The 12,899-nt window shown below is 67.0% G+C and carries 10 protein-coding genes; 7 read left to right on the top strand and 3 right to left on the bottom strand.

Going from position 1 to position 12,899, the window contains the following annotated elements; translation table 11 throughout:
• Nucleotides 1-23 precede the first annotated feature (23 nt).
• From BFAL_RS09200 to BFAL_RS09180, 5 genes are all read left to right on the top strand, one after another.
• On the top strand, nt 24-1,076 hold the full coding sequence (locus BFAL_RS09200) for a TadA family conjugal transfer-associated ATPase (RefSeq protein ID WP_055428102.1): 1,053 nt from the start codon (nt 24-26) through the stop codon (nt 1,074-1,076).
• A gap of 13 nt (nt 1,077-1,089) precedes the next feature.
• Entirely contained in the window at nt 1,090-2,334 is a 1,245-nt protein-coding gene (locus BFAL_RS11110; RefSeq protein ID WP_152973616.1) for a type II secretion system F family protein, read from the top strand.
• 186 nt (nt 2,335-2,520) lie between these two features.
• Complete coding sequence (locus BFAL_RS09190; protein WP_055428101.1) at nt 2,521-4,758, top strand: RNA degradosome polyphosphate kinase; 2,238 nt, start codon at nt 2,521-2,523, stop codon at nt 4,756-4,758.
• A 437-nt stretch (nt 4,759-5,195) separates the two neighbouring features.
• Nucleotides 5,196-6,476: an NUDIX hydrolase gene (locus BFAL_RS09185; RefSeq protein WP_370696075.1), complete on the top strand. Its 1,281-nt coding sequence runs from the start codon at nt 5,196-5,198 to the stop codon at nt 6,474-6,476.
• Between the two features lie 136 nt (nt 6,477-6,612).
• Entirely contained in the window at nt 6,613-7,272 is a 660-nt protein-coding gene (locus BFAL_RS09180; protein ID WP_236691731.1) for a hypothetical protein, read from the top strand.
• A 486-nt stretch (nt 7,273-7,758) separates the two neighbouring features.
• Here the strand turns inward: BFAL_RS09180 and BFAL_RS09175 are convergent, their stop codons facing one another.
• From BFAL_RS09175 to cbiM, 3 genes are all read right to left on the bottom strand, one after another.
• Entirely contained in the window at nt 7,759-8,481 is a 723-nt protein-coding gene (locus BFAL_RS09175; RefSeq protein WP_201780453.1) for an energy-coupling factor ABC transporter ATP-binding protein, read from the bottom strand.
• 180 nt (nt 8,482-8,661) lie between these two features.
• Nucleotides 8,662-9,522: an energy-coupling factor transporter transmembrane component T gene (locus BFAL_RS09170; protein WP_055428080.1), complete on the bottom strand. Its 861-nt coding sequence runs from the start codon at nt 9,520-9,522 to the stop codon at nt 8,662-8,664.
• 99 nt (nt 9,523-9,621) lie between these two features.
• Entirely contained in the window at nt 9,622-10,776 is a 1,155-nt protein-coding gene (gene cbiM, locus BFAL_RS09165; protein WP_055428079.1) for a cobalt transporter CbiM, read from the bottom strand.
• Nucleotides 10,777-11,254: 478 nt separating this feature from the next.
• On the opposite strand from cbiM, the gene BFAL_RS09160 reads away from it, so the two are divergent.
• Nucleotides 11,255-11,983, top strand: a complete 729-nt coding sequence (locus BFAL_RS09160; protein ID WP_055428078.1) for an urease accessory protein UreE — start codon at nt 11,255-11,257, stop codon at nt 11,981-11,983.
• A gap of 22 nt (nt 11,984-12,005) precedes the next feature.
• Nucleotides 12,006-12,845 carry an urease accessory protein UreF gene (locus tag BFAL_RS09155; protein ID WP_055428077.1) on the top strand — a complete coding sequence of 280 codons (840 nt, stop codon included), beginning with the start codon at nt 12,006-12,008 and terminating at the stop codon, nt 12,843-12,845.
• Nucleotides 12,846-12,899: the final 54 nt, after the last annotated feature.

The raw sequence follows: 12,899 nt of genomic DNA, 5'->3' as shown, positions 1-12,899 counted from the left end.
CGGCCCTTGTCGAACGGCGGCGCATGTCGCCCCGGCACAGGCCGGGAGCCTCCATCGCGTTCGGACCCCTCGACGTGATCGTCCGGGACCCGCAGGTCACCGACGTGGCAGTGACCTGCGACGGTCGCGTCTGGGCGGATTTCGGCGAGGGCATGCGTGAACGGGAACCGCGCATGCCGTTCCGCGATCCCGGGGTCGTGCGCGACTACGCGGTGCAGTTGTGCGCGCAGCTCGGCCGCCGTCTCGACGACGCACGCCCCATCGCCGACGCCTCCAGCGAGGACGGCGTGCGCGTGCATGCGGTGATCGCGCCCATCGTGCCCCACGGCGCGGCGATATCGATCCGCCTGCCGGACCGCACAGCGGCCACACTGACGGAACTGCACCGCCGAGGGCTGTTCCCGGCGGAGTGGATGCCGGTGCTGCGCGGTCTTGTCGCGAGACGTGGCACGGTGCTCATCACGGGCGGCACCGGCGCCGGCAAGACCACACTGCTCAAGGCGCTGCTCGCCGAATGCGACCCGCAGGAGCGCATCGTCACCGTGGAGGAGGTGCGCGAACTCGGCGCGTTGCCGCTCGCCGACCATGTCTCGATGGTCACGCGCGAGGCGAACGTGGAGGGCGCCGGGGCGGTCGGCCTGCCGGAACTGGTGAAGGCGACGCTGCGCATGCGGCCCGACCGCGTGGTGCTGGGCGAATGCCGCGGCGAGGAGATAGCCGATCTGCTGCGCGCCTACAATTCCGGCCATCACGGCGGCATGACCACCCTACACGCCGACGGGGTGGCACGCGTCCCCTCCCGGCTGACGGCGCTCGGTCTGCTCGCCGGTCTTACCCCGCAGGCGACGGCCATGCTCGCGCAGGGCGCCTTCGACGCGGTGCTGCATCTGGAGCGGGAGCACGGGCGTCGCAGAATCGCGCAGATCGGATTGCTCTGCTCAGATGCAGGAGCGGCAGGCGCGGGGCTGGCCGGCGCGGGATTGACCGGGCGCCCGCTGTCCTTGTGGCCGGGAGACGGCCCCGCGCAATACACCCGGGACTGGCCGCGTTTCGCCCAACAATGGAGACCGATATGACATGGAGATCGATATGACCACGGCCACGCTCACCATCATCGCCATATCGGCCATCGCGCTTGGCACGGTGGCGGCGCTCATACCCGCCCTCCGCACCTCCTTGACGATCCGACGCCATGCGCACGGCGGCAGGGCGGGCGCCGCGGCGGTCCCCGAGCGGATCGGCATCGACGCGACGATCGCCGCACTCATCGCACAGGTGAAAAGCGGCGGCAACGTAGTAGAAGCGTTCGAGGAGCAGGGCGGCATGCGGTTCGCCACGCCACGGGTGACGGCCGCACGCGCCGAAGCCGTCCTTCGGGCGCGCGCCACGGCGGACGAATCCGACCACGACATCGCCGCCACGGCACGACGCCTCAGCGCCGCATGCCGTCTCAGCGAGAAAGCGGGATGCGCACTGTCGCGATGCCTGGAGGCCGCGGCCGACGACCAACGGCGCGCCCGGCGCACCGACGAGTTGAGACGGCAGACGTTCGCCATGCCGAAGGCGACGATCCGGCTGCTGACCGCGCTGCCGGGCGTGACCGTCCTGCTCGGCGAACTGCTGGGAGCGCGCCCGATCGCGTTCCTGCTCGGTTCGCCGCGAGGATTGCTCTGCCTCACCGCCGGAACCGTATGGTACGTAGCGGGACTGGCATGGACTCGACGGTTGCTGGGCGAGTTCTCCGCGCGTGCGCCGCACAGCGACCTGCCCATCACGATGGCCATGCTCAAAGCCGTGCTCGTCCAAGGGGCGTCGATACCCGGCGCACTCATCGCCGTGGGTGATGCCTTCGCGGAAGACGTCGGCACGACTACGGCACGAACCGCATACGCCGGGCACTCCGTTTCCGTACGAGCCGGATGGCAGGCACGCACCGGACGCATTGGGCCAGCCGGAACGGCGAAGCGGACGACGCATGGCGGACGCACCGCGGAAGACTCCCGTATCGCGGAAGACGCACGCCCCGCGCGGCTGCGTGCGGCGGGATTCGCGCTGACGCGCGGCGCGACCTGGCATGAGGCATGGATCGGCGGCGCCGGCGGCATGCCGGCCGACCCTATCCGCGATTGCCTCGGCGAAGCGTGGAAGCACGGCTCATCGCCGACGGGGCGCCTCGAACTCGCCATCGAGCGCTACGAACGCGACAAGACGGCCGCCATCGAACAGGCGGCGGCCGCACTGTCGGTACGGTTGCTCGCCCCGACCGGCCTGTGCTTCCTGCCGGCGTTCATGTTCATCGGCGTCATTCCCGCGATCGTCTCATTCGCCATGTGAGTGTGAGGAAGGCGAACAGTTCCCGGCCACCCTGCCTCGCCTCTACCGCCAGTCGCACAGGGCTGCCGTGCGGCACCCCGCACGGACGGCGTCCCGCACGGCAGACATGGCCCAAAATGTGAACTCGCGTTGAACTTTGGCGCGTACACCAGCGGCGCAACCGTTTCAAGGCATAGGATGACAATCATGGCACAGATTTTTGACGCACCATCGAAAGCGATTCTGCGAAGCCAAATCGCAGAGCACATCGCCGAAACCGACAAGAACGATAGGCGCGAGACCTTGGAGGGCGAGGCCCCGCTGCCGACCGACCGCTTCTTCGACCGCGAGCTCAGCTGGCTCAAGTTCAACAAGCGCGTCCTCGAGCTCGCCGAAGACGAGGCACAGCCGCTGCTGGAGCGCACCAGCTTCGCGGCGATCTTCGCCAACAATCTGGACGAGTTCTTCATGGTCCGCGTGGCCGGCCTGAAGCGCCGCATCGACTCGGGCATCGCCGTCCCCTCCGCCGCCGGTCTGAGCCCGCGCCAGCTGCTGCGCTCGATCAGCGAGCAGGCTCACGCGCTGCAGAACGAGCACGCCCACTACGTGATCGACAAGCTGTTCCCGGCCCTTGCCGAACAGCACATCGTGCTGCTCAGCTGGGACAAGCTCACCACCGCCGAGCAGGAGCGCCTGTCGCGCTACTACCGCCAGCAGGTGTTCCCCGTGCTCACCCCGCTCGCCGTGGACCCCGCCCACCCGTTCCCGTACATCTCCGGCGGCTCCATCAACCTCGCCGTGATCGTCGAGAACCCGGCCTCCGGCAAGTCCCACTTCGCCCGCGTGAAGATCCCCGGCAACCTCAACCGTCTGGTGCCGGTCGACGACATGACCGATGAGGAGTCCAAGGAGGAGCGTTACGGCTTCATCACGATGGAGAACCTCATCATCGCCCATCTGGAATCCCTGTTCCCGGGCATGATCATCAAGGAGGCGCGTTCCTTCCGCGTCACCCGCAACGAGGACATCGACGTCGAAGAGGATGACGCCGAGAACCTGCTCAACGCTATGGAGAAGGAACTGCTGCGTCGCCGCTTCGGACCGCCGATCCGCCTGGAGATCTCCGACCAGACCAGCCCGTTCCTCTCCCAGCTGCTCGCTGACCAGCTCGGCGTCACCCCGGAGGAGGTGTACCGTCTGCCGGCCCCGCTCGACATGACCGTGCTGTTCGAGCTCGGCGGCATCGACCGTCCGGACCTGAAGAACCGCCCGTTCATCCCGACCACGAACCGTCAGATCGCCGAGGTCGAGTCGAGCCGCGCGCAGGACATCTTCGCCGCCATCCGCGAGCGCGACATCCTGCTGCACCACCCCTACGACTCCTTCTCCACGTCTGTGCAGGCCTTTCTGGCGCAGGCTGCTGCGGATCCTAAGGTTCTGGCCATCAAGCAGACGCTCTACCGGACCAGCTCCAACTCGCCGATCATCGACGCGCTGATCGACGCGGCGCACGCCGGCAAGCAGGTGCTTGCCCTGGTGGAGATCAAGGCCCGCTTCGACGAGGACGCGAACATCGCGTGGGCCCGCAAGCTCGAACGCGCGGGCGTGCATGTGGTGTACGGCATCGTCGGCCTCAAGACCCACTGCAAGCTCATCGAAGTGGTTCGTCAGGAAGCCGACGGCCTGCGCCGCTACTGCCACGTGGGCACGGGCAACTACAACCCGAAGACCGCCCGCATCTACACCGATCTGGGTCTGCTCACCTGCGATCCGGTGGTCGGCCAGGATCTGACCCGCCTGTTCAACCAGCTCTCCGGCTACGCGCCGAAGTCCAGCTTCCACCGTCTGCTCGTCGCCCCGCGCACCATCCGCACCGGCCTCATCCAGCGCATCCGCCGCGAGGAGGACGCCGCCCGCGCCGGCAAGGAGGCGTGGATCAAGATCAAGGTCAACTCCGTGGTGGACGAGAAGACCATCGACGCGCTGTACCGCGCTTCGCAGGCCGGCGTGAAGATCGACATCGTCGAGCGCGGCATCTGCTCGCTCAAGCCCGGCGTTCCCGGCCTGTCCGAGAACATCCGCGTGCGTTCGATCCTCGGCCGCTTCCTCGAGCACAGCCGCATCTACGCGTTCTGCAACGCGGACGGCCCGCAGATCGGCGAAGGCCCGCTGTCCGGCCCGGAGGTGTGGATCGGCTCCGCCGATCTGATGCACCGCAACCTCGACCGTCGTGTCGAGGCACTGGTGCGCATCACCGCGCCCGAGCAGATCCAGGAGCTGCTGGACTACATCGACCTGCAGATGGCCGATTCCACCTCCAGCTGGCACATGCTGCCGGACGGCTCCTACGAGCGCCACTCCAAGGACGAGGAAGGCCGCCCGCTGGTGGATTGCCAGGAGTACCTGATTCGCAGGCACACCCGCCGTCGCGGCAACCACAGCTGAACCGGAACGGTTCACGGCCCGTTCGCAGTCTTGGTCCGTTCGGTTGAGCCGTGAACCATGACCGAATCCAATCGACACGATGCGCCCCCGCGAGCAGGAAGCCCGCGGGGGCGCATCGTGTTACCGGCCATCGTGTTACCGGCCATCGTGTTACCGGCCATCACCAGCAACTACCGATTCCGCACATGCACGTCCTCAGCCACATCCCACGGACGCCGATGCCCATATAGATGCCCGCATAGCGGTCCCGCAGGTGGGACTTCCCTCCCCCGAACACGACGAACCGGCGCCGGCGGCGTATGATGGGCATGGCAGTTCGTTAACGTTAACGCAGTTGAAGGCCGGCCCCTCTACGGGTCGGCCTTCGCCGTTCCTACGGAGAAACTACGTAGAGAACCACGTACAATCGAAGGGTGAGCAAGAAAATGAGCAAGATCGTGGAAGCGGCGGGCGGCATCCTGTACCGACGCCGCCGATTGCCGGACGACGTTGCACGATGGCGCGCCGACGAAGGCTCCTCACTGGTCATGACGACCACCGGCAAACATCACACATCAGGAACCAACGCCACAGCCGAAGGCCTCCGCCATACCTCGACGGTATCCGGCACCACACAATCGACCACGAGCGGCGCAGTCACCGGCAACGCAGCCACGACCAGCGCAACCGCAACACACACAACCACCAGCGCAACCACAACCCCAGCATCCACAAACACCGACACCACCCGCACCACCCCGCTGTTCGACGACATCGAAGTCTGCCTCGTCCACCGCCCGAAATACGACGACTGGAGCTGGCCGAAAGGCAAGGTCGACCCGAACGAATCGCATATGCACGCCGCCGTGCGCGAGATAGGCGAGGAGACGGGTCAGGCTGTGGCGCTCGGCCCGTACCTCGGCGACATCGAATACCCGCAGTCCGAGGAAGGCAGCAAACAGCGCCACACCAAGAACTACGCGCCGAACGTGAACACGAAGCACATCCGTTTCTGGATGGCCACCGCGATCTCCCCCGTCGACAAGCTCAAGCGAAGCGCCGCGCTCGGCCCCGTGCACCGCGCCGATGTGGGCGAAATCGACGACGTGATCTGGCTCACCCCGGACAAGGCGCGCAAGAAGCTCACCCACTCCACGGACAAGGAGATCCTCGCCCTGTTCATCGACCGCCTGCAGGAGGGCGCCGCGCACGCCGTGCCGATCATCATCGTGCGCCACGGCAAGGCGGAGGCGCGCAAATCCTGGAAAGGCACGGACGCGAACCGCCCGATCACGCCACGCGGCGCCGCGGCAGCGTTCGCCCTCACCCAGGAGCTCGCCTGCTTCAACCCCGTCCGTCTTTCCACCTCGCCGTGGATCCGCTGCATGGAGACCTTGGAGACGTTCTCCTGGCAGACCGGACGCGACATGGTCAAACTCGACCCGCTCACCGAGGACGCGTTCGCCGCGGACCCTCAAGGCGCATGGGACTGTTTCCTCTCGGAAATCGAGTACGCGCTCGCCCACCGCATACCCACGGCGATCTGCATGCACCGGCCGGTGATCGGTGGTATATTCAACCATCTGCGCGGCCTGTGCGTCTCCGAAGCGCTCGCGAAGCGTCTGCTCGCCAAGTCGCCCTACATGCCCACCGGCAGCGCGTTGGCGATGTTCGTCATCGAGACGCCGAGGGGCCCCCGCATCATCGATATCCAGAAGGTCATTCCGCTTGTCTACTAGTTTCTCCGCCACTGGAAGCACCGGCAACACGGGCAACGGTTCCGTGCTCGCCTCCCGTTCCGGCTTCGTCCCCACGCCCGGCTCCTCGCCGCGCCCGTCGCGCCCCGGTCAGCTCGCGCCCGCCCTGCTCGAGCAGATGGCGGGCGGACGCGATCCGGGCGCCATCAACGAGATGGCGCATTCGTCCGCCGCGGCCCTCCTCGACCGCGTGCGTCACAGCGAGGATCCGATGGTCGTCGAACGCGTGCTCACGGTCGTCGAACGTGAAGGCGTGGACGACATCGCCGAATTGTGGAGTTCGTCGCCGGCCGATTCGCTTCCCGGCGTGCTGTGGCGCTTGTACATGCTGCGTACGTGGATGCGCGCGCATCGTGACGCAATCGCGCGCCTGTGGCGGGTCGGCGAGCCGGTCGCGACGTCCGCGTCCGCAATCGCCGGCGTCGATCAGGCTCCGACCGAGGACGATATCGCGCGTCTTGCCGATTCGATTCTCTCCGGCGCGTTCACCGGTGATTTCGCCGTGGCGATGGAACGCGCGGCGGCGTTCACCGACGTGGTGGCGCTAGGATTGCGCATCGAGGCGAAGCATCTCGCGGGGCAGGCGACGATGCTGGCCGGCGATACTGCGAGATCGGGCAAGGAAGATTCCGCAAACAATCGGAACGACCGGAACGATCACGCCAAATCCCGTGCCGGCCAGGCGGCGCGTCTCATGCACACGGCGGCGAACCTGTTCGTCACGGCCAAGGACTTCCACCACGCCGCGACCCTCTGGAGGCGCGGCAAACTGGAGTAGCGGCGCGGCGGGCGGCGCAGGCAGGAATAAGAAACCTGCGGGCACTGCAGTACCGGTGCCGCACGCAGTACTCGTGCGGTACCGGTGCCGCACGCAGTAACGGCGCCGCGGTACGGACGCCTCAGTACTCGCACCGCGAGGATAAGAGAAAAGCGCCGAACCATGAAAGCGCCTGTCGGCGCAAGGGCCGCTCGCGGCGGCAAAAAATGGAGCCCGGGGCTTAAGCATGGCCCGACGCGGGTAACAGTATAACCCATCCGCGCGCCCTTGCCACGCCGTGCTGAGGCGATCCCATCCATCACCACGCGCATCAGCCACTAGTATTTCGCGTCGTCAATTCGTTGATGAATTGGCTACCCCTCAGACCCGCTTCGCGGGCCGGCTCCCCCGACAAGGGGAGCCGGGAATGGGATAAACGATTTTTCAACGCAGGATGCTAGCCACGCCACGCACATCGCTCACCGGCCTCGCACCACTTACGTCCCGTCATTCCTGCGGCACGACCCGTACGACGCGCGCCTCCAGTCGCTCCACGATGTCGTGATGATGCGTGGACAGCAGCACCGTCTTGCCGGCCTCCACGAAGGAGCGCAGCACCCGCACCACCACGTCCGTGTTGCGCTCGTCCAAACCGTCGGTGGGTTCGTCGAGCACGAGCAGATCGGGGTTCATCGATAGACAGCAGGCGATGGCCACGCGCTTCTTCTCCCCGCCGGACAGGCGGTACGGCGCACGGTCGCGCAACCGTTCGAGTCCGAACAGCGCAATCATGTCGTCGACACGACGACGCACCTCGGCTTCGTCCAATCCCATCTGCATCGGCCCGAACGCGATCTCCTCCGCGACGGACGGGCAGAACAATTGCGTATCGGAATTCTGGAACACGAATCCGATCCGCTGGTGCAGCGCCTTCGCGAACAAGCTGTTGCGCTCCTCGACGCGCACCCTCGTCACCGCCGTGCCGCAGAACCGGTAGGTGCCGGCATCGGGGAACTCCAACGCGTTGATGATGCGCATGATAGTGGTCTTGCCCACGCCGTTCGGCCCGAGCAGCGCCACACATTCGCCGCGCCGGATGGTCATCGAGAAGTCGCGCAGCACCGTGTCCGCTTCCTGTGAATCAGCTCCGGCTCCATACGGGTCATGGTATGAGAATCCGATATGGTCCAGCTCCACCAGAGGCCCGGACTCCCCTGCCGCGTCGAACACGGCACCGTGATTCCCGCGATTCGCACGATTCGCACGATTCCAACGACCCACGAAACCCACGCGACCCACGCGCCTCCCGTCATCGACCATCAGCGGCCACCTCCGCACTCTCCGTACCCGTCACTCACCATACCGTTCCCGCCCCGCCATCGCGGCTCCCTGTGCCCGCGCCGTACACGCTCATCCCGCGTACACCGCCAATGCCGTCATCATCGCGACGCACGCCGCGTACACGCCGTTGCGCCAGTCGAGCAGCCGCTCGCGCCGGACGTGGTACACGCCGTCGAAGCCGCGGCAGACCATCGCCTCGGCCATGCGCCGCGCCTGCCTGTTCGCGGTGAGGAACAGCACGCCGATGAGACGGCCCGCGGAGGTGAGCTTGGTGCGGTCACGCCCGATGCTGCGCAGACGAAGCGCGTCGAGCAGCTGCATCATCGCGCGGCCGAGAATGTCGATGAACTGGATGGTCACGTCGCAGATGTACACCACGGCGTTCGGGCATCCGACGGACCGCAGCCCGGCCATCAGCCGGTTCCACGGCACGGTGCGCGCCAACGCCACCACCATCGACACGGCCACGAACGCGCGCACGACCAGGCGCACGGGCGCGCTGTACTGCCCGACGAACACGCCCGGCAGCGCGACCACCGCGCTCAGCGCGCACACCGCGAGCACCGGCGGCAGCAGCGCGCGGATCATGCGCGCGGGGCGGGCGGCGAGCATGACGAGCACGACGGCGAGCATCACGTATGAGAACAGCATGTTGCGCGTCATGTTCATCGCTACGATGAGCACGACGATGCCGATGAGTCTCAATCCGGGGTTCACGGCGCACAGCATCCGGTCGACGGGACTGCGCCCAATCTGCAGCGACGAGCCGACCTGCGCGAGCACGCCGCCGAGATGCCCGAGATTGCGCTGGATGAAGGAGGTACGGTCCGGCAGGGGTTCGTAGTGTTCGGCGCCGCGCAGCCACGAAGGAAGACCCGCGGGCGCACAATCAGCACGTCGCCGCGCATCTGTCGCGCACTCAGTGCGCACCGCACGCTCCTCAGGGCCGCGCGGCTCACCGCCGTGCGCCCCACTTCCGCGCGATTCCCCCACGGATTCCTCCACGGATGACTTCCCCCACGTCCCCGGTCACGCCGTCTTGGCCGCCGCGGCACCACTGCCGCCGCCGCGCACGGCCAGCGCCAGCAGGCGGAACACGATGACGAGCACGGCGATGCCGATGACCGCGGAGAGGATGTACCCGGCGACGTCGGGCAGGCCGGCGAGCGAATAGTCGGGCAGGAGCGCGTTCCACGTGAATCCATGCGCGATGTACTGCGGCACGTAGTCGAGCCCGGTGGCGGCCATAAAGTCCTCGGAGCCCCACTCGCCCCACGCGTCACCGGTGGCGAGGAGTCCCAGCGGTGAGAGCAGCGCGACCACGCCGAGCGCGATCCACGCGGAGCGGCGCAGCCCGTCGCGGCGCGGCGCAGATGTGCCCGCAACACCCGCAACACCTGCAACACCCGCGACACCCGAGCCTGTGCCAGCGGCACCCGCGGCACCCGCCGCCGCAACATCCGCGACGCGCGCGTGGCGTTCGATGATCTCCGGCGCGGTGCGACGCACGAATTCGACGACGACGACGGTGATCAGGCCTTCGACCACACTGGCGACGGCGAGGTGCGGGATGAGCATCGCGGGGATAGTGACGGCGAAGGAGAGCGGGAAGTACAGCGCCTGCCCGAAGGCGTCGCGGAACAGCAGCGGCTGCACGCCGAGTTCGAGGGCGACGCAGAACGCGGCCAGGGTGATGCCGATGTAGCCGGCGACGAATTCGGCCACGCGTTCCTTCCATCCGGCGCGCAGCGCCTTGCGCAGCGCCACGTACAGGCCGTAGGCGACGAACGGCAGCACGAACGCCATGTTGAAGCAGTTCGCGCCGAGAGTGATGAGTCCGCCGTCGCCGAACAATAGCGCCTGCAGCAGCAGTGCGACGGACACGGCGACGGTCGCGTACTGCGGTCCGAGCAGGATCGCGACGAGCGCGCCGCCGACGCCGTGCGCGGTGGTGCCGCCGGGCGTGGGCACGTTGAACATCATGATGAGGAACGAGAACGCCGCGCCCGCGCCGAGGTACGCCATCTTCTGCGGGGTGGCGTCGCGCATCACGTGGCGCAGGCACAGCACCCAGACCGGGATCATGATGACCCAGAAGACGGCGCCGGTGGACGGCGAGATGAAGTTGTCGGGAATGTGCATCGCGAGGGACACGCCCTGCGGTTCGTATGAGGCACCGATCATGTCGGGTTCCTTTCTCTGGTCTTCCTCCCGAGCCGGCCGAATCGGCTGGAGGACGCCGCACAAGGGTGGTGTCCGCATCGTGGACATGGCGGCCGGTCATCCCTCGACCACTCGGAGACGCCCGGACGCCCTCCAATCGGACGGATACGTAATACCACATCCATGATGCAGCCTGCGAACGCCGCCGCCCGACATACTGCAATCATTGGCGACACGCCATGACGTACCTCGACGGGAATCCGGTTACGGCCGAATAATCCCACCATTTTCCCGCACATATTCCGAACGCCACACCACATGCCCGTTACATAACGACGCATCCGCTCCCTTACACTTGCTGTCCGAACAGCGGACACGGCAACCACGTGGCATGGCGCCTCCCTCACAACAGGGGCACGGCACACACCCGCGACCAGCCGCGCATCCGCCAGGAACCCCACGGCAAACCCGTGGCGAGACCCGTGAAAAGGAGGGGCGGATGATCGCCAAGGAGATCACCGGCAACGTCATCAGCCAGCGGTACGACGACGGCAAGCTCAACGTGCCGATCGAGTTCGACTGGTTCGAAACGGACAAGAAGCGCATGCGCAAGGTCGCCGAGGACGGCACCGAGTTCGGCGTGATGGTCGGCCGGACCATCAAGGACGGCGACGTGCTCGCGGAAACCGACGACAAACGCTACTTCGCGCGCATCAGGACGGCGCAGCTCATCGAGATCCCGGTGGATTCGATGAAGGAGATGGGCCGCCTGTGCTTCGAGCTGGGCAACCGCCATCTGAGCCTCAAGGTGGAGGACGACCGCGTGCTCGTCCCCTACGACCATCCGACGATGGAGTACACGAAGAAGATCGGCTACGAGCCGCACATCATCGAGGGCGGGTTCGACGGCTTCCTCATCGTCAAGGCGCATGCCGGTTCCGGCACCATCATCCCCGGCACGAACAAGACCACCGGGGACGTCGCCGAGGAGGAGCAGGAGGCCGAGGCGGACGCCGCGTTTGCCGCCGGCGAGCACACCGGTCACGCACACGAGCACGACGCGCACGACACGCACGACCATCACCATCATCATGTCGTCGAGGAGTCCGGCGTCGACGACGACCACCCGTACCAGCTCAAGCCCGACGAATACGAGTCGAACGGCGTTCTGCACCGCCCGGATGGCTCGCACAGCCACGACGGCGGCCGCACATGGCACACGCACTGAGCGGCGCGGCAGGAAACCGAAGATGACCACGCCCATCGCCGACATCGCCGCGCGCAACGACGCGCTGGCGCGTCACCTCGCCATGCTGCAGGTGTGCGACAGCGTCTTCCCGGTAGGCGCGTTCGCACTGTCGAACGGCATGGAGACGTTCGTGCAGCGCGACTTCCTGCGCACCGGCGGCGATTTCGAACAGTACGTGCGCGACTATCTCGCCGTCGCGCCGTACCGGGAGCTCGGGCAGATGACGCTCGCCGGCCGGTACGGCACGGACGGGCGACTCTCGCCCGACGGACTGGAACGCAGAATCGTCGAGCTCGACGCCCTCTCCTCGGCGCTCCAGTCGGCGCGGGAGATCCGTGAAGGCAGCGAGCGCATGTGCACGCGACTGCTCAAGCTCGTCCGCCAGATGGACGACCGCAGGCAGGGCGACGAGCGCGACGGGCAGATCATCGCCGTCCACGAGCACCGCACCGAACGCCAACGGCTCGAGGGCGCCGCGGATTCGCTGTACGGCTCGCCGAAGCTCGACCTGTATGCGTCGCTCATCGCGCAGGGCCGCTGCCGCGGCGTGCACGCGATCGCGATGGGCCTGTACGCGGCCGACCATGCGCCCGACGTGCGCGAGGCGGCCGTCACCTACGGGTATTCGCTGCTGAGCGCGTTGACCATGTGCGCGGCGAAGGCGATCCCGCTGAGCCAGTACGCGGGTCAGGTGGCGCTGCACGATTCGTTCCCGCGGCTCGTGCGCGCGGTCGACATCGCCATGACGCTCAGACCGGACGATCTGGGCATCTCCGGCGCCTACCTCGACATCGCGGCCATGCAGCACGAAACGCTCTACTCGCGGCTCTACATGAGCTGAACGCGTCGATCGGCGCGGCAGCGCGACCGCAACGGCGATCCCGACAACCCGGCA

Origin of the sequence: Bifidobacterium aesculapii (assembly GCF_001417815.1) — a bacterium.
GTDB classification, from domain to species: domain Bacteria; phylum Actinomycetota; class Actinomycetes; order Actinomycetales; family Bifidobacteriaceae; genus Bifidobacterium; species Bifidobacterium aesculapii.
The sequence above is the reverse complement of the archived record's forward strand: the minus strand, read 5'-3'. Positions and strand labels throughout refer to the sequence as shown.